This is a genomic window from Dyella sp., from assembly GCF_036746095.1.
GTDB lineage: Bacteria > Pseudomonadota > Gammaproteobacteria > Xanthomonadales > Rhodanobacteraceae > Dyella_B.
In genome coordinates this window covers 1-17,815 of record NZ_DAIOEU010000009.1, presented here as the reverse complement: position 1 = coordinate 17,815, position 17,815 = coordinate 1, and the positions used below count along the sequence as shown (strand labels likewise).

13 protein-coding genes and 1 pseudogene are annotated in these 17,815 nt (G+C 61.0%); 1 reads left to right on the top strand and 13 read right to left on the bottom strand.

What is annotated here, in order from left to right:
• Position 1: 1 nt before the first annotated feature.
• The 13 genes from fliE to V7M64_RS06060 form a co-directional block, all read right to left on the bottom strand.
• Entirely contained in the window at positions 2–298 is a 297-nt protein-coding gene (fliE, locus tag V7M64_RS06120) for a flagellar hook-basal body complex protein FliE (RefSeq protein WP_333677800.1), read from the bottom strand.
• Positions 295–738, bottom strand: coding sequence for a flagellar basal body rod protein FlgC (gene flgC, locus V7M64_RS06115; protein ID WP_333677798.1), 444 nt, complete (start codon positions 736–738; stop codon positions 295–297). Before flgC ends, fliE begins: the two co-directional genes overlap by 4 nt.
• Before the next feature lie 4 nt (positions 739–742).
• On the bottom strand, positions 743–1,102 hold the full coding sequence (locus V7M64_RS06110) for a hypothetical protein (RefSeq protein ID WP_333677797.1): 360 nt from the start codon (positions 1,100–1,102) through the stop codon (positions 743–745).
• Positions 1,103–1,121: 19 nt separating this feature from the next.
• Positions 1,122–2,186 carry a flagellar basal body P-ring protein FlgI gene (locus V7M64_RS06105; RefSeq protein ID WP_333677796.1) on the bottom strand — a complete coding sequence of 355 codons (1,065 nt, stop codon included), beginning with the start codon at positions 2,184–2,186 and terminating at the stop codon, positions 1,122–1,124.
• A 50-nt stretch (positions 2,187–2,236) separates the two neighbouring features.
• A complete protein-coding gene (locus tag V7M64_RS06100) occupies positions 2,237–2,872 on the bottom strand; it encodes a flagellar basal body L-ring protein FlgH (protein ID WP_333677795.1) in 636 nt (211 codons plus the stop codon).
• Positions 2,873–3,059: 187 nt separating this feature from the next.
• Positions 3,060–3,830, bottom strand: a complete 771-nt coding sequence (locus V7M64_RS06095) for a flagellar hook-basal body complex protein (protein WP_333677793.1) — start codon at positions 3,828–3,830, stop codon at positions 3,060–3,062.
• A 3-nt stretch (positions 3,831–3,833) separates the two neighbouring features.
• Complete coding sequence (locus V7M64_RS06090; RefSeq protein WP_333677792.1) at positions 3,834–4,538, bottom strand: flagellar hook basal-body protein; 705 nt, start codon at positions 4,536–4,538, stop codon at positions 3,834–3,836.
• A 16-nt stretch (positions 4,539–4,554) separates the two neighbouring features.
• The gene (locus V7M64_RS06085) at positions 4,555–6,633 is read right to left on the bottom strand and encodes a flagellar biosynthesis protein FlhA (protein WP_333677790.1); all 2,079 of its coding nucleotides are present in this window, start codon (positions 6,631–6,633) and stop codon (positions 4,555–4,557) included.
• Between the two features lie 3 nt (positions 6,634–6,636).
• Entirely contained in the window at positions 6,637–6,852 is a 216-nt protein-coding gene (locus V7M64_RS06080; RefSeq protein WP_333677789.1) for a hypothetical protein, read from the bottom strand.
• Positions 6,853–6,965: 113 nt separating this feature from the next.
• Positions 6,966–8,036 (bottom strand): EscU/YscU/HrcU family type III secretion system export apparatus switch protein, encoded by a 1,071-nt coding sequence (locus tag V7M64_RS06075; RefSeq protein WP_333677788.1) that lies wholly within the window; start codon positions 8,034–8,036, stop codon positions 6,966–6,968.
• Positions 8,033–8,788, bottom strand: a complete 756-nt coding sequence (locus V7M64_RS06070) for a flagellar biosynthetic protein FliR (RefSeq protein WP_333677787.1) — start codon at positions 8,786–8,788, stop codon at positions 8,033–8,035. The genes V7M64_RS06075 and V7M64_RS06070 overlap by 4 nt, the downstream gene beginning before the upstream one ends.
• A gap of 5 nt (positions 8,789–8,793) precedes the next feature.
• Entirely contained in the window at positions 8,794–9,060 is a 267-nt protein-coding gene (locus V7M64_RS06065; RefSeq protein WP_333677786.1) for a flagellar biosynthetic protein FliQ, read from the bottom strand.
• A 248-nt stretch (positions 9,061–9,308) separates the two neighbouring features.
• Entirely contained in the window at positions 9,309–10,484 is a 1,176-nt protein-coding gene (locus tag V7M64_RS06060) for a tetratricopeptide repeat protein (protein WP_333677784.1), read from the bottom strand.
• 448 nt (positions 10,485–10,932) lie between these two features.
• Between V7M64_RS06060 and V7M64_RS06055 the strand changes: the two are divergent.
• Positions 10,933–17,815 (top strand): annotated as a pseudogene (locus tag V7M64_RS06055) (hypothetical protein); the annotation flags it as partial.

The window sequence follows — 17,815 nt, the reverse complement described above, 5'->3', positions numbered from 1 at the left end:
CTCAAAGCTGCATCCGCATCAATTCCTGATAGCCCTCAACCAGCCGCGCACGAACCTGTAAGGCCAGCTCGAGCGACATGCGCGCATCTTCCAGCGTCAGCATCACCTGATGCGGTGGTGTCGCGCCGCCCACGGCAAAATCGGCCATAGCCTTGCCGGCCTGCTGCTGGGATGTGTCGGTGCGCATCGCGCCTTCCAGCAGCATGGCGCCAAAACTGGTGCTCGGCTGCGGCGCGGACGTAGCCATGCTCTGCGCGATGGCAGAAGGCGCGTAGCCTTCGATAGCGAAAATGGTCATGCGTTGCCTCCCAGATCGAGCGCGCGCATGTACATGGAGCGCGCAGCGTTGTACATCACCACATTGGCTTCGTAGGTGCGCAGGGTTTGCACCAGTAATGTCATTTCGCCGGCGTGGTCGATGCCGGGATAAGCCACGTAACCTTCGCTGTTGGCGGCGGGATTGGCGGGCTCGTAGACCAGACGCGGCGGCACGTCTATCGGCTGAATGCCGTAGACCTGCGTGCCCCGGAAACCGGTTTGCGCCGAAGACGTCCCTTGCGCGAGAGCAGTCGAAAAACTCGGTGCTTGGGGGCCTGAAATCAAACGCATGGGTGCGTTGGCGCTGTTCTTCTGAGAGCCGGCCGAACCGGCATTGGCAAGATTCTGCGCAATCACTTCCATGCGCATGCGCTCGACGTCGAGGCCGGAGCGGGCGATGGCGAATAGGCTGTCACTCATAAAGTCAGCCTCCACGAATATCCAGCATCTGCGATTGCAGGCTGCGGTTGAGCATGCCGATCAGCATGGCGTAGCGCGCGCTGGTCTCCGAGGCGTTGGTGATTTCCTGATCCAACTTCACACGTTGCCCTGGCAGCAAAGGAACTGTGCGTAACTCAGGCTGTACCTGTGCGACGCGCGCAAGAGCATCTGCGGGCGTTGCCGTGGCCGTCGCGTCCAACGCCTGGCGAAGCTGCTCCTCGAATTCGACGCGTACCGGTGAATAGCTTTCGGCGCCGGCGTTGGCAACGTTTTGTGCAATGGCACTTTGGCGGACGTAGAGTCCATCGAGTGCCTTGCTGGCGATAGCGGTGATCACATCCATGTTCGGGATGCCTCCTTGTTTATTGAACAATGACGTCTGCGTGCAGCGCGCCCGCTGCCTTAATGGCTTGCAGGATTGCAATGATGTCGCGCGTGCTCACATTGGCTTTTTCCAGGCTATGCACGAGCTCGCTGACCGTGGTATGGCCGTACGTGGCGGCGATATGCGCCGGCTCTTCCACGTTGAGGTCGCTGTTGCCGACGATGATGGTGCGCACGCCGTCACCACCCACGCCCACAAACTGCGGCTGGGAGGCCATGTATTGCGTATCGACCGACACGCGGATGTCGCCGTGCGAGATGGTGATGGGTGCAATATGCGTATCGCCGCCTGCCACCAAGGTACCCGTGCGCTCGTTGATCACGACGCGCGAAACCTGATCCGGAACCACGGCCAGACTTTCGATGCGTGCTACATAAGCATTCAATCCTTCACCGTTGGCAGGTGCGCGAATGCGCACGCTCTCCGCGTCCACCGATGTAGCCGATCCAGCGCCCAGCGATTGGTTGATGCGTTGAGCGATACGTTCAGCCGTGGTGGCATCGGCATCCTTGAGCACGAAATTCAGATAACCGTTCGATGCGACCAAGTCGGCCCGCACAGCTGCTTCGACCGTGCCGCCCAGCGAGATGGTGCCGACAGTGGGATGATTCTTTTGCCGCAGATTGCCGTTGGCATCGAAGCGATAGCCGCCGATAACCAGCGGGCCCTGCGCCAACGCGTAGACCTGATGGTCGGGGCCTTTCAGCGGTGTCATGATCAGGGTGCCGCCCGCCAGGCTGCGCGCATCGCCGGTGGAGGTGACGTTGACGTCGATCTTGTCGCCTACCGTTGCAGTGGGTGGCAAGGTGGCCGTGATCATCACCATGGCTACGTTGCGGCTTTGAATCTGATCTTGCGGGATCACCAGGTCGAATTGTGAAAGCATGTTCGACATCGCCTGACGTGTTGCCTGGTTGCGTGGTGTGTCACCGCTGCCGGCAAGTCCGGTCACGATGCCGTAACCGACCAGCATGTTGTCACGCCAACCCTGGAAGCGGCCCAGGTCTTTCAGGCGCACTTGTGCCGCAGCGTCAGCTGCCATCGCGCCATGCACGCTGACGACGCATGCGATAAGGAGAAGAACGACACGCCTTACCATAAGCCAAGCCATGCGAGGAAGCGGGGAATCAGGCCAGGGCGGGTGCGATCGGTGATGAAGCCGTCGCCCACGTATTCGATCTTGGCATCGGCAAGCCGGTTCGATTGCACGGTATTGTTCTGCGCGATGTCCACCGAGCGCACGCGCCCGGATAGTTTGATCTTGGTCTTCTCGCCATTGACGTCGATCATCTGCTGACCAGCGATGTTGAGATCGCCATTGGGGAAGATCTCGGTAACGGTGGCGCTGATCTGTGCCAGCAGGCGCCCCGTGCGCTGGATCTGGCCGCGTCCGCCATAGTTGTCACCCACGCCCAATTGCGCTGAGTCGCGCGTGTTGGGCAGTGCTGTCACGTTGGCCTTGATGCCTGCGCTGGTGTTGGTTGACGTATCCGCGCTGCTGCTGGCGCTGGAGTTTTCGTAGACGAGGATGGTGACGATGTCGCCTGGAGTCGTAGCGCGTCGGTCGGCGATCAGGGCGCGGTGGTCGTCGCGTTGGTAGAGATCGGCGGCGTGGATGAGGGTGCTACTGCATGCCAGTGCGATAACGAGCAGGATTGGCGCTGCGCGCGTGCTCGCCCTCCTTGTCGGGGAGACGAATCTGCCTCCGGTGTGATGGAGGATTGCCATGAAGGTGCGCGTTCCCTCACGGCCGTCATTCCCGCGAAAGCGGGAATCCATTTTCAAGGATGCATCAGAGCAACATGGATTCCCGCTTTCGCGGGAATGACGGCCCTCTGAGCAACTTTCATCATGACGGATGTCGGGAGACCGCATGATTGGAAAGCAGTGGCTACTCACTCCCTTCATATCATCTTTACCGCTTCAACCCATTAGCAATCGACATCAGCTCATCGCCCACCTGCACCAATCGTGCATTGGCGGCATACGCGCGCTGATAAACCATCAAGCTCACCAGCTCATCCGACAGCTGCACATTGGAGGCTTCGCTGAAACCCTGCTCGACCAGGCCGGCGTTGTCCTCACCGGGCCGGCTTTGCGTGATCGCCAGCCCATCGTCGTTCATGCGATAGACGCCACTTCCTAGTGCTTCCAGGGCTTGCTTGTCCGTGGGCAAGGCCAGTTCGATCTGGCCAATTTCCAGCGGCTCGGCCTGATCCGGCATGGTCACGAAAACCCGACCATCCTTATGGATGGTGAGGTCGGTGGCGTCGACCGGCACGGAAATCTCGGCTGCAAGCGCAGTGCCGTCCTCCGCTGCCAGATAGCCATCGGTGTTGATCTTTAGCGTGCCGCCACGCCACAGCAGGGCCTGGTTGTCTTGCGCCACCAGCGGAATGAAGCCTTCGCCGCGAATGGCCAGGTCGAAACGGTTGCCGGTGGCATGCAAGTCGCCGGCATCGAACACATGCAGCGTCGGGTTGACCATGACGCCCGCACCGGAGCCTGTGGTCGCCTCGCGACGGTTGTGGCTCGTGTTGACGACAGGCGAAATCAGTTCCGAAAACGAAACGGTGCCGCGCTTGAACGCCGCCGTGTTGATATTCGCCACGTTGTTGGCGATCAGGTCCACGGCTGTCTGGCCGGCATTCAAGCCGGTGGCGCCGATATAGAAAATGCCGTTCATGGTTTACATGTCTCCCAGGCGTTGCAGAACGTTGCCGATCATGTCGTCGTAGGCGTAGACGAGCTTCTGGCCGGACTCAACGCGCCGCATGGCCTGCATGATCTGCACCATGTCGTTACCCGTGACGGTGTTGGAAGCTTCGAGAAAACCCTGCGCCAGTTGTGCATGCGAAGCTTCAAGCGGCGTTTCGCTTGTTTTGAACAGACCGTTGCCACTGCGTGCCAGCAACTGATCGTTGTCAAACGTCATCACGCGAACCTTTATCGTAGCGATGCCGTGATCGATGATGGTGCCGTCCTGTTCCACGCGCCAATCGCTTTGCGACACGCGCACGTCACCGCCATCCTGGCTTTGCAGTCGAAAGCCTTGCGCGTTGACCAGATACCCCTGTTCATCGCGATGGAAAGCGCCAGCGCGGGTGTAAGCCGCACCTTCTGGCGTAGCGACCTCAAAAAAGCCTTGGCCACGAATGGCTAGATCGGTGGGGTTGCCGGTGTGTTGCAACTTGCCCGGCGTGAAATCGGTGACGACGTTGGTCGCGGAAACGGGTACGCCTTCGTTGCGGCGCAAGTCGTTCACGACTTGGTCGAAGGCCACGGCCTGCTTGTAGCCGGGTGTGCCGCCGTTGGCGATGTTTTGTGCGGCGACGTCGACGCGTCGGGTTTCCCGCGCCATCAGGTCCGTAGCCATGATCATGAGATTGTCCATATCACTGCCTTGTGTTCTACGCCGCCGACCGTGCGACCAACGCGGGTTGTTCGTCCGGCAGTTCGATCGACAGCATGCCGAACGAACTGAGGTTGATCGTATTGGGTACTTCGTTCATCGAAAGAATTGCCAGTCGCGGAGCCACTCGGCGGCTGAAGCTGCGCAGCGGCCGACGAATCTCGGGCCGGCACAGCAGCACGGGCGCAAGGTTCTTGCGCATCATTGCCTCCACTTGCGCCAACAGCCGGCTCAGAAACGCTTCGGCCACACGTGGATCGAGCACGAAGCTGCCGCTGCTGTTCGATTCCTGCAGATTGCGCAGGATGCTGCTTTCCAGAGATGGGTCAAGGGTCAGTACCGACAGCATGTCGCGCTGGCCAAGCAAGGCCTGACAGATAGTCTGGCCTAGTCGCTGGCGGACGGTTTCGCCGAGCTTGGCGGGATCTTTTTCATGCCGGCCCGCGTCGGCCAAGGTTTCCACGATCACATCGATATTGCGTAGCGGCACGTGCTCGTCGAGCAGCGCCTGCAGAATGTGTTGCACATCGCTCACGGCGAGAATGCCCGGTACGAGTTCTTCCACCAATCCAGGCTGACGCGCGCGTACGCCATCCAGCATCGCCACTACTTCGGTGCGTAACAGCAGCGTGGAGGTATGCGACTTGATCACTTCGATAAGGTGGGTGACGAGCACGGTGAGTGCATCGACCGGTGTGCAACCCAGGCTTCGCGCCTGCGCGGCCTGCTCCGCGCTGATCCACACGGCAGGCAAACCAAAGGCCGGGTCGCGTATCACCTTGCCGAGCTGGCCGATCTTGTCCGTGGCGTTGATGGCCAGAGTCTTATCCGGTTGCGCGCTAGCCTGCGCATAGCGATCGCCGAACAGCAGAATGCGATAGTCGCAAGCTTCCAGTGCAGGCTCATCGCGGAACACGATCGGCGGTATCACGATGCCCATGTCCTTGGCGTATTGCTTGCGGAAGGTCGAGGTGCGTTCGGCAAGTACGCTCTGCATTGGTATCCATGCCCGGCTGAGCGTGGCGCCCAGCAAGACTTCGATGGGTGGTGGCGGTTGACTATCGTGCGTACTTGCCGTGAGGTTTTCTTCGCTGGCGGTTTTCTGCGACATATCCGCCGCCGCCTGGCTGCCGCGCCGCACGAACCACACCGCCACAGCGATGACTACCAGCGCAAGCATCGGCCAGCGCGGCATGCCCGGCAGCAGCATCAGGCCCGCCAGAGCGCCCATCACCAGCCACAGAATCTTGGGAAACTGCGCAAGCTGTCGCCCGACTTCGCCGCTGAGCTGATTGTCCGACGCGGAGCGCGTCACAATGATGCCCGTGGCCACCGAGATCACCAACGCGGGAATCTGCGTGACGATGCCGTCGCCGATGGTGAGCATGGTGAAGGTCTGCATGGCTTCGTTCCAGCCCATACCCATCTGCGCTACGCCCACCGCCCAGCCGCCGAGGATGTCGATCAGCAGGATGATGATGCCAGCGATGGCATCGCCCTTCACGAATTTGCTGGCACCGTCCATGGAGCCGTAGAAGCCAGCTTCTTTCTCCAACGCCTTGCGACGGCGCTTGGCTTCATCCTGATCGATCAGGCCCATGTTGAGATCGGCGTCGATGCTCATCTGCTGGCCAGGCATGGCGTCCAACACGAAGCGGGCTGCTACTTCCGACACGCGTTGCGCACCACTCGTCACCACCACGTACTGCACCACGATCAGAATGAAGAAGACGATCAGCCCGATCACGAAATTGCCGCGCACGGCGAACTGGCCAATTGCGCCGATCACCTGACCGGCATCAGCACCGGACATGATCAAGCGTGTCGCCGCGATGTTCAGCGAAAGGCGGAACAGCGTGGCTATCAGAAGCAGGGAAGGGAAGGTGGAGAAATCCACCGGCCGTGACACATAGAAGGTCAGCAGCAGGATCGTCAGCGCAAAGGCGAAATTGACTAGGATCAGGAGATCCAGCATCACAGCCGGAATCGGCGTGAACAGAATCAGCAGGATGCCGAGTACGGCAAACACCAGCGCCAGATCGGATTGGCCGCGCAGCCGGGTGAACAGGGCCATCATGCGTCAGCGCTCCAAGCTCAAGAGCAATTCCGACTCGTCGTCATTCCAGCGCACGCTGGAATCCAGCGTCTTTTTGACGGAAAGACACTGGACCCCAGCTTTCGCTGGGATGACGAGAGTTGGGCCCATGGCGGGCGAAACATTTTTAATGGCATTTCTAAAAATTGCCAGCAATTCGTCTGACGGCGTGACAGCGCGACATGACACCACGCTTGCCATGATCTGCTCCCTCCCCTGCAGGCAGGGGAGGGAACTCTGTTTCGCAAGAATCGAGATGCTTGTTTCGCTTGTGGGGCAATTTATGGAGGTGCCCTTGAGTTCGGAGCATTGCATCATGCGTGCGCCATCCGTTGCTTGATGCGCTGCACGCGCAGATACACCGCGGCGGTATCGCGATAGAGTTCACCTGGAATTTCGCGCTCCAGTGAGGACTTTTTATAAAGCTGACGCGCAAGCGAGCGTGCTTCGATGGTCGGCACGCCATAGATAAAGGCCATGCGGCGCAGGCGCATAGCGAACTCGCCCGCGCCCTTGGCGACCACAGTAGGTGCGGCCATCTTGCCGGGCTCGTACTTCAGTCCGATGGCGATGTGCGTGGGATTGGTTACCAGCACGTCCGCCCCGCGCATGCCACGCATGCTTTGCGAGCGTTGCAGCAGTTCGCGCTGCAGTTGCTTGCGCTTCTGCTTGATGCGCGGATCGCCTTCGCGCTGCTTGATTTCCTGCTTCAACTCGTACTTGCTCATGCGCATTTTCTTCGCGAACATGCGCCGCACGATGATCTGATCGATGGCCGCGAACACCATGGCAGCCAGTAATAGAAAGCCGACCAGGCGCAGGCTGTTCGATTTGAGCATGCCGATCACGTGGATGGGGCTCATGTCCGCATGGCTGGCGGTACGCGCAATTTCTGCGATGACGACGAAGGCAATGATGCAATACACCACCATCTTGAAGCAGGCCTTGGCGGCGTCGATTAGTATCTGCATGGAAAAGATGCGCTTCAGCCCCTGCATGGGGTTGAGCTTGGACAGATCGACTTTCAATGCGTCCGGCGCAAACAGAAAGCCGATCTGTGCCAGGGTTGCCACCAGCGCCCCGCCAACACTGATAAAGATGATCGGCGCCACGATATGCGTAGCTTCGGCGAACGCCGCGCCCATCCAGATGATGAGCGCGTGGCCGCCGTCATTCAGCTGGCTGCCTTCCGCAAAGATGCGTGCGCACAGTTGCGCAAGCTGCCGGCCCATTTGATTGCCGCGCACCAGCAAGTAGCCGGCGAAGCAGGCTACGGCTACCACCATGCCGAGCTCCTGGCTTTTCGGCACCATCCCTTTCTTGCGCGCCTGCTTCAGTTTGTAAGCCGTAGCCTGTTCGGATTTGTTTTGCTCGGTATCGCTCATGGCGTCCCCAGCGATGGCACGAAATCCAAGGCTGCCCGCATCAAGCGCAACGCCACCGGGCCAAGCAAGCCCGCTGACAACGCCAGCACCATCAAGGTGGAGATGGTTTTGACCTGCAAGCCAAGCATCAGCGCATTCATCTGTGGCAGCGCGCGCGACAAGTAGGCAATGCACACGTCGATCAGGAACAAGGTGAGCATCGCCGCACCGGTGGCACCTACGCCTAGCCCCATGATCAAGCCGAAGCCGCGGATCAGCGTGGTGGGATCACCCGACAGCGACAACTGACCGACCGGAATGGCCTTCAGCAAGGCGCCGAACAGCCGCATCAATTCAAGGTGTCCCTGTGCGGCGAAAAAGATCATACCGGCCACCAGGGTAAACAGCGTGCCAAACATAGGGGATTGCGCGCGCGAGCCGGGGTCGATCACCAGTGCCAGCCCGTATCCCGCCTGCACGTCCAACGCACGCCCGGCGAAAGAAAGCGATGCAGAGGCCACTAGAAATCCGAACGCGATCAGCAAGCCGAGCAGCAACTCGGTCAAGGCGGCGGCGATCAGTGCGCCTGGCTCTAGTGTGGTGGCGAGCGGTGCGGTGCCTGCAAGACATCCCGCCAACGCCAACACCAGGCAGAGCCGCACGCGCATCGGCGCGGGTGCCTGCGAGAACGGCGGCGCTAGCACCAAGCACGGGCCAAGGCGCAGCGATAGTAGCAGCGCGGCTTGAGCCCAGGATGTCGACGCGGAGAACATAGGTGTCAACCCAGATTGGCAATGCTCTTGAACAAGCTCTGAGCAAAGCCCGTCAACTGGCTCAGCATCCACGAAGCGGAAACAACAATGACGATGGCGGCCACGGCCAGCTTGGGCACGTAGCTAAGGCTCATTTCCTGCAGCTGGGTTACTACCTGGAATACGCTGACCAACAAGCCGACAAGCAGCGTGGCGATAAGAATCGGGCCAGCGATAAGAAAGCTTTTCCATAGCAACTGCGCTATGAGCTGTAGCGCTTGATCAGCGGACATCCTGTCGTTTCCTGCGATAGCTGAGGTGTTACCTGATTCGCTTCAAATGTTCTTCTAGGGCATCGTCGTCCTAACGAAAACTGGGATCCGGCACCTTTGACGCGATGAAAAATCGCGAGGCGCAGCGTGATCCGCTTCGCTGGCGTGACGTTGCGGAAGAAGCGATCTTTGGAGCGAAACAAGTGGTGCCATGTTATCGCTGCACCGGCCTGATGAATATTTGCTCAAGTACTAATCTGCGGCGCGTACTAAGACTTTCTTTGTAGGAAAAAAGCGGATTGCAGGCTGCGGCGAGCAAGAGCTGCAGCGACAGTTTTTCCCTCAGGCCCCAATGGCTGCTGGATCACGGATTGCCACGCAGCCTGCGCGGCTTCTGCGTTTCCCGCCTGCATCAAGAGGAGACTTTGTGCTGCGCCACCAGTGAGGCTTTCGCGATCCAGTCGCAACGCAACGTCTGCCCAGTGCTTGGCCTGTGCCGTATCGCCCTCGTGGATGGCTACCATGGCAAGGCCACCGACTGCCTCGGAAAAACCAGGCTCCAGCGTGATGGCTTGCTCGAAGCATATGCGAGCCCTCCCGACGTCTTCATTCAACAGATGCGCCCATCCTGCCGCCACCCACGTGCCCGCATGCGTTGCGAGCAAGTCGGCTGCCTGTTGCAGGCTTTGTGCTGCGCGAGCGTATTGCTGCTTGGCCAGCCACGCCAGGCCTTCGCCAAGATTTGCGCGCCCACTTTGCGGCTGTAGTGCCAGTGCGCGCTCAAAGTGGTGCAGTGCTGCGTCATCTTGCGCATCATCAAGCGCCAGCAGGCCGGTCACCGTATGGCCGCTGGCGGTTTCGCATGATATGCCCGCGTAGTGGCGGGATGCCTCCATGTCGCCCTGGTCGAGCAGGGCGGTAGCCAGCAGGCCGCAAACTTCCTCACCAACTTGCGGATGCTCCGCATTTTGCTTGCCGAGTTCGATCATGTCTTCGAGTTGGCCCAGGTGGTGCAGCGTCTGCATTTTTAGCGGAATCGCCAAGGGCTGGCCGGCAAGTACTTTGTCGTTGAGCAGGGTGGACGCACCTGCGTAGTCACCTTTCATCGCTTTCGCATAAGCAAGATTGAAAAAAGCCCCGAGATTGCCGGTTGACGCGCTGAGTGATTCAAAAATAGCGGACGCTTCCGCAAAATGGCCTTGGGCAATGGCATTCAGGCCACGCAAATTGATCTGCTCGTCGGACAGCGGTTGCAGCGTCGCAAGGTGGTCCAGCAGCTTGTCGCACGTAGCGTGCTCATGCGCATCGTAAGCGGCTTCGATTGCTTCGCTCAGCAGCCCGATATTAGAGGGGTCCGAGTTATGGAAGGCCAGTAAACGTTCCAGGCGAGAACGGGCAGGGGATGGCGGCATCGCGGGCATGGCGGGCCTGTGTTCGATGGGCATAAACGGACCGTAGCATCGCACAGCTCGATGTTTGGTGGATGTCGGCGTGTGCCGATGGGATCGTTAGGGGTCGGCATGTCCATCGTGGGTTGGCGTACAAACCCTCCCCACGTTTTTTGCTCGACGTTTCGCCAGAATGACGGTTCGTTTCGAAATGGGCTCTACGTAACCCCAGGATTTTTTGGAATAGCTGGAAAAAAACGTGGGGATACCTCAGGGCTTGTCCTCCAGCCTACTGATGATGTGCGTATCGGTCAGTCGTGTAGGCATATCGGCCCAAGCTGCAACGTAGTGTTCTCGTCGTGTAAGTCCATGCTGATCATCTTGCACGGATCTTCTGAATTCGCTTTTTTTCGCTAAACAAATTTCAAAATCTTCGGATAAGAGTCTTTGAAGGGCATGCAAAAACGCAACGGCTCACGCAATACTTATCCGAGGAGTTCCACACATGGTCGCCATCGTCACCGGCAATGGATTGGGTCTGCAGTCGTCGTCGCTGGGTTTGGGCAGCAAAGGTCAAGTCGGTGGCGCGGCGTTCGGCCAGGGCGGCGAGCAGCTCTATGTGAATGCGGCCAATGGCAACCTCGTGATCCGCGATCGCGATGAACTCCTGCTCGGCCAAGGCATCGCCAGTGAACTGTATCGCGCGTACAACAGCCAGGGCCAACTGAATGGGGATAGCTGGCGCCCGGGTACCGCGCGTACCGTCAATGGCCTCACCGGCACCCTCAATACCGCGGGCAGCACGATCACGCGCACCGACTTTGACGGGTCCAGCATGCTCTACGCCTACGACACCACGCAGGGTGCGTACGTCGCCACCACCGGCCAGGGCTTGCGCGACACGCTGAGTTACAACGCTGGTGCCCAAACCTGGGTCTGGACTCAAGCCGCCACCCGCGTCACCGAGCAGTACGACGCCACGCACGGCGGACGCATCACGTCGACGACCGACACCAGCGGCAACACCATCCACTACGCGTACAACGCACAAGGCCTGCTCGCCAGTGTCACCACCGCCAGCGGTGAGATCACCTATCTCGATTACAACGGCACGCAACTCACCCAGTTGCGCACGGTATTGAGGCACGCCGACGGCACCTCTCACACGCAAACCTCGGTGCGTTATGGCTACGACGGCTTAGGCCGCTTGAGCGCGGTGACGGTGGATATCTCCCCTGATGACAACAGCGTCGCTGACGGTGATGTGTATACCACCACCTACACCTATGACGGCACGAGCAGCCGCATCGCCTCGGTCGCCGCCAGTGATGGTTCGCAGGTGGCCTTTGCCTACCAGCCGATCAACGGCGAATACCGCGTCACCCAGATTACCGAGACAGGCGACGCCGGTATCGTGCGTGTCACCGCGTTGAGCTACGACTTGGCCAGCGGCAAGACCACCATCACTGACCCGCTGGGTATCGTGACGACGCTGGCGTACGACAGCCAAGGGCGTGTCACGTCCATCGAGACGGGTCTGCAACAACAGGTTTTTATCTACAACGCGGACGGCCAGCTGCAGGCGTATCAAGGCAAGGATTCGAACACGACCTATTACACCTACGACAGGTATGGCAACGTCACGCGACAGCAGGATTCATTCATGCAGATCGATCGCACCTACAGTGCGACCAACCAACTGCTGACCGAAGCGCTCACCCGCTACAACTCCCTGACCCAGACGTGGAACTACGCCACGCCCGCTGTCGCTCACTACCTCTACGACGCCCAGGATCATCTGCGCTTCGTGGTCAGCGCCGAAGGCCGCGTCACCGAATTCCGCTACAACGCCGCCGGCCAGCAAATCAGCCAGCTGAGCTACAGCGCGAACACCTATACCGGCAGTACATTCGATGAAGCCACGCTCACCCGCTGGGTCGCTGCGCTCAGCGACAAAACCCAGGCGACCCGCACCGACTGGACCTACGACTTCCGCGGCAACTTGGCCAGCACCACGCAATACAGCCAACTGCTTGCCAACGGCGACGGCGACACGAATGTTGCGCTGACCCAGACGCTGTACGTCTACGACCCGTTCGGTCGTCTGCTGCAGCGTTTCGTCGGCGAGCCCGGTGCCATGCAAGTGCAGCAGTTTACCTACGATGGTCTGGGCCGTCTGCTCACCGCCACCGCGTTCGACGGCACGCAGACGCTCTACCAATACGACGATGCCAACCATCAAGTCGCCGTGACCTACGCCAACGGCCTCACCCAGGTTTCTACCTACAACCTGGCCGGTGAGCTGATCGCCATCACGCAGGTCGGCGGCGGCACCGTACTCTCGCAGATACAGAACTACTACGACAGCGACGGCCGTCTACGCATGACCGTCGATGCCAACGGCCTCAAGACCCATATCCTTTATGACGCGCAAGATCGCAAGGTTGCCGAGATCGGCCCGGACGGAACGGTTACCGAGTACCTCTATGACGCCAGCCGCGATGTCTTGAATCAAGTCATCCACTACGCCACGCGCTTGAGTGTCGCGCAGCTCGCCGGTTTGGTCGACACACATGGTCGGCCCGTGGAAAAAATCGGTGTGGGCGGCGCCCCGATCACCCTCAGCAATGCCGGACTTCGGCCACCCGGCACCCCGGCTGATCGGCACGACTACCTGTATTACCTGGATGGCACTGAGCCGCTCTACGCCGTAAGTGCCGACGGTACGGTCACTCGGTTCTACTACGACGGCCGCACGCTGATTGGCAGCACCGTCTATGCCGCACGGTTGGATATGACACCGCACCTGGGCACCAACACCATGCCCTCGCTCACCGCAATCATGGCCCTCGCGACAGATCCGGGCCGCGACCGCACCACGCGTTACTTCTACGATAAGGACAACACCCTGGTCGGCGAACTCAACGCCGAAGGCTTCCTCACCGAATACCGCACCAACAGCGCCGGCAAACGGATCGAAACCATCCGTTATGCCACCTCTACGCCCGAAGCCCAGCGCGCTAAAGGCAGCCTCGTGCAACTGCGCCCAGCCGTCAGCGCGCAAGATGCCCATCGCCACTATCTTTACGATGCCCGCGGCCTGCTCGTGGCCGAGGTCGACAGCGAAGGCTACGTCACGCAATACACCTACGACGCCTACGGCAACGTCGCCTCGCGCACGCGCGGCCAGCGCATCGATCCGGCACAGTGGGATCCTGCACAGCCCGCGCCCAACTACTCCCTCGCTGGCCTGGCGGCCCTGCTTGCCTGGGCCACGCAACCGGGCGTGCTCGAACAAACGCTCTATCAATACGATGCGGATGGCCGCCTGCTCGGTGTGACGGAAGTTGCGCCGGAAGGCAACGTCGCCACGACGTACACCTATGACGACATGGGCCGCGTGACGAGTGAAGCGCGTGACGGCCGCACCGTGACGTACCGCTACGACCTGCAAGGCCGCGTGATCGGCCAGCTCGGTGGCGAAGGCAGCGCGGCGCTCGCCGCACTCGGCGCCAACGCGTCCCAAGCGGCCGTCGATGCGGTGTGGCAGCAATGGGCCACGCGTTACGCCTACGATGCAGCCGGTCGCCGCACTTCCATGACCGATGCCCTCGGACGCAGCACGCTGTACTACTACGACGAGGCCGGCCAGCTCGCCGCGGTGATCAATGCCCAAGGCGAAGCCGTCAGCTACGCCTACGACACCTTCGGCAACACATTACAAACCACCGTGTACATGAGCCGCGTCGCCTCCGGCACCCTTGGCACGCTGGTCGGCGGTGCGCTTACCAGCGACATCAAAACGATCCTCGACGCCCTCGACACCGATGGCAGCGCGCGCATCAGCCGTTACGACTACAGCGCCAGCGGTCTGCTTGTGCACCGCACCGACGCCTTGGGTTATACGACCGACTACACGACTAACGCCTTCGGGGAGATCACCGGCGTCACGCAACAGCTGGATGCCAATCGTTCCACGACCACGACCTACAGCTACGACCGCCTCGGCCAGCAAACCACGCAGACCACCGATGCCGGTGGCTTGAACCTCGTCACCCAAGCGATCCATGACGCCTTCGGGCGCGTGATCGAGACGGTGGACGCCAACGGCATCCATCGCACGAACCAATACGACCGCAACGGCCAGTTGATCGTCGTCACCGACGGCTTGGGAAATAAAACCCAGCTTAGCTACGACGCCTTCGGCAACGTGCTGAGCAAGACCGATGGCAACGGCCACACCATCACGTTCCAATACAGCGCCTTCAACCGCCAGGTGACGATGACCACCGCCGAAGGTATCCGCGTCACCACGCAGTACGACGCGTTCGGGCAGGTGATCGCGCTGACCGATGGCAACGGCAACACTACCCGCTATCAGTACAACCAAGACGGCCAGCTCACCCAGGTCACCGATGCGCTGGGCACCACCACCGAGCAGGCGTACGACACCGCCGGCCAGCTGATCGAAACCACCGACGCACGTGGCACCAAAACCAGCTATAGCTATGATGCAGCGGGAAGAGTGCTCACGCGCACCGTCGACCCGAACGGCTTGAACCTCACCACCACCTACGCTTACAACGCGATGGGCGAGGTGATTCGCATGACCGATCCGGCGGGCACCGTCACCGAAACCCGGTACGACAGCAACGGTCAGGCCGTCGCGCTGATCGTCGATCCCGATGGCTTGGCACTCACCACCACCTTCGCCTACGACGGTGCGGGCAACACCGTGCAAGTCACCGAAGGCGCCGGCACTCGCGAGCAAAAGCTTACGCAATACCGCTACGACAACGCGGGGCGCCTGACGCAAACCGTCGTCGACCCGAACGGCCTCAACCTCACCACGCTCTACGTTTACGACGGCAACGGCAATGCGGTCGCGGTGACCGATGCCAACGGCGCGGTGACGCGTTACGTGTACGACGCCAACAACCAGCTTGCACTGAGCGTTGATGCCACCGGTGCAGTGACACGCCACGTTTACGATGCGGCCGGCAACCTGATGGCGCGTACTCAGTATGCGAACCGCGTCGATCTGAGTGGACTGGGCAACGCGTTGAGCGACGCGGATGTTACGGCACGCTTGGCGCCTGGTGCCAGCGATCGCCTCACGCGGTTCGCCTACGACAACGATGATCGCCTGACCTACACCGTCGATGCCCTGGGCGGCGTCACCGAACAGCAGTACGACGCCAACGGCAACGTCACGCGTACGCTGATCCACGCCACGCCCATCAACTTGAACGGTGCGTTCACCCGCGACGCTATTGCCGCACGCGTCGTGACGAATCTGCTCAAGGACCGCGTCACCGACTACTTTTACGACGCCGGCAACCGCATGATCTTCCGCCTGGACAGCATGCTGAGTGGCAATACCTCGCGCGGCCTGACCGAGTTCCGTTACGACGCGGCCGGCAACCTCGTGCGAGAGACCGGTTACATCTGGTTTACCTACGAGCCCGGCGGGGTATCGCCCTCGCTCGAGCAAGTGCAGGCGTATTGGGCCCAGTACGGCAACTATGCCGGGCGGCGCGACACCCAATGGTTCTACGACGCCGCCGGCCGCCGGGTGTTCCAGACCGACTACGTTGACTACAAGCAGCGCATCACCGAGTGGCGCTACGACGGCGCCGGTCATCCGCTGGAGGAGCGGCGCTACACCACCGGGCCGTCCTCAAGCACGAACCTCAGCCTGGCTTACCTGCAATCGTTCGCCCGCGTCAGCGCGGCGCAGGTCACCCAATACCGCTATGACAGCGCCGGCCGCGCCACCGACACGATCGACGCGGCCGGCTCGCTTACCCAGCGCACGCTCGATGCCCTGGGCCGCGTCCGCATCGAAACCCGCGCCGCCGGTACTGCGCTTGCGCAAACCACCACGCGCACCTATGACGTCGACGGCCGCCTCGTTGAAGAAACCCGAGCCGCCGGAACTCCCATCGCCGCCACGACGCGCTACGTATACGACGCCTTGGGTCAGCTGATCCAAAGCATCGATCCGCGCGGCATAGCCCTGCTGGGTCCCGACCCCACGGGCGATGATCAAGCGTCCATCGACCTGCGTACCGCGTTACGCAAGCAGCGCGCCGCGTTGGGTGTGGTCGATAGCACAGGAGGGGGCAAGGGTTCCGACCAACTTACCGATGCCGACATCGCCAAACTCCTGAGCTACTACAGCACCTACACCGACTACGACATGGTCGGCAACGCCGTGCAAACCCAAAGCCCCTACGGCGCACCCAATCCCAACGGCGCCACCTACGCGGTGGTCAACACGGCGTACGACGCCTTCGGCAACGCCATGACGGTGACCGATGCGCGCGGCTACACCGGCACCTTCTACTACGACACCCTCGGCCACGTGATCGCCCAGGTCGATCCGAACGGCTACCTCACCGTCACCACGTATGACGCCTTCGGCAATCCCACCTTGGTGCAGGCGTATCAAACACCGATCAGCCTTCCGGCAGATCCGGCGACACGACCCACGCCGCCCGCCGGCCCGATCGCCACCACACACTTGTCGTACGACACGCGCGGCTATTTGATCCAGGCCACCGATGCCCAAGGCGGCACGGAAAAGTGGGGCTATGACGCCTGGGGCAACCTGGGCTACTACACCAACAAGCTTGGCTTGCAGACCAGCTATGGCCGCAACCAGGCCGGAGAAGTCAGCAACGAGAGCGCCTTCGACAGCCAGACGGGCGCCCTGTATAGGAGCGCGTTCTACCAGTACGACGTACTGGGCAACCTGACAACCAAGCAGGAGCAGAACACGGGCGGCACCTCGGTGCTGACCACCTACCAGTACGACGCCCTCAACCGGCTGATCCGCAGCAGCCAGGCACTGGACAACGGGCAGATCGTCGCCGAGCAGCGCGCGTATGACCTCAACGGCAATCTGATCGAACGCCTCGATGCCAACGGCAACCGCAGCGTTTACTACTACGACGCATCCAATCGCCTGATCGGCGAAGTGAGCCCCACCGGTGCGACCACGCACTATGCGTACGACCCCGCCGGTAATCGCATTCAGTCGTTGAGTTACAGCAACCCGGTCGGCTTGCCTGCCGACACCGCCATGCTGCCCACCGGCAGCGGTGCGGTGCGCGAGGTGCAATCCACCTACGACGCCGCCAACCGCTTGATCCAAACCTATCAGCCCGGCGTGCTCAACGCGGCGGCGGGTACGGCGGCATCCAATAACACCGACTACACCACCAGCACCGGCATCACGCGCAACTGGGTCTACGACGCCAACGGCCAGCTCGTGCTGCAAACCGACGGCAACGGCTACGTCAGCCGCACCTGGTACGACGCCAACGGCAACGCCATCCTCCGTATCGATGCGGAGGGTTACGGCATCGCGTGGACGCGCGACG

Bases quoted from the DNA above. Each gene is read 5' to 3' on its own strand.
- V7M64_RS06070 (WP_333677787.1), bottom strand. From the start codon at position 8,788: ATGTTCTCCGCGTCGACATCCTGGGCTCAAGCCGCGCTGCTACTATCG.
- V7M64_RS06075 (WP_333677788.1), bottom strand. From the start codon at position 8,036: ATGAGCGATACCGAGCAAAACAAATCCGAACAGGCTACGGCTTACAAA.
- V7M64_RS06065 (WP_333677786.1), bottom strand. From the start codon at position 9,060: ATGTCCGCTGATCAAGCGCTACAGCTCATAGCGCAGTTGCTATGGAAA.
- V7M64_RS06060 (WP_333677784.1), bottom strand. From the start codon at position 10,484: ATGCCCATCGAACACAGGCCCGCCATGCCCGCGATGCCGCCATCCCCT.
- V7M64_RS06095 (WP_333677793.1), bottom strand. From the start codon at position 3,830: ATGAACGGCATTTTCTATATCGGCGCCACCGGCTTGAATGCCGGCCAG.
- fliE (WP_333677800.1), bottom strand. From the start codon at position 298: ATGACCATTTTCGCTATCGAAGGCTACGCGCCTTCTGCCATCGCGCAG.
- V7M64_RS06100 (WP_333677795.1), bottom strand. From the start codon at position 2,872: ATGGCAATCCTCCATCACACCGGAGGCAGATTCGTCTCCCCGACAAGG.
- V7M64_RS06105 (WP_333677796.1), bottom strand. From the start codon at position 2,186: ATGGCAGCTGACGCTGCGGCACAAGTGCGCCTGAAAGACCTGGGCCGC.
- V7M64_RS06080 (WP_333677789.1), bottom strand. From the start codon at position 6,852: ATGGCAAGCGTGGTGTCATGTCGCGCTGTCACGCCGTCAGACGAATTG.
- V7M64_RS06085 (WP_333677790.1), bottom strand. From the start codon at position 6,633: ATGATGGCCCTGTTCACCCGGCTGCGCGGCCAATCCGATCTGGCGCTG.
- V7M64_RS06090 (WP_333677792.1), bottom strand. From the start codon at position 4,538: ATGGACAATCTCATGATCATGGCTACGGACCTGATGGCGCGGGAAACC.
- flgC (WP_333677798.1), bottom strand. From the start codon at position 738: ATGAGTGACAGCCTATTCGCCATCGCCCGCTCCGGCCTCGACGTCGAG.
- V7M64_RS06110 (WP_333677797.1), bottom strand. From the start codon at position 1,102: ATGGATGTGATCACCGCTATCGCCAGCAAGGCACTCGATGGACTCTAC.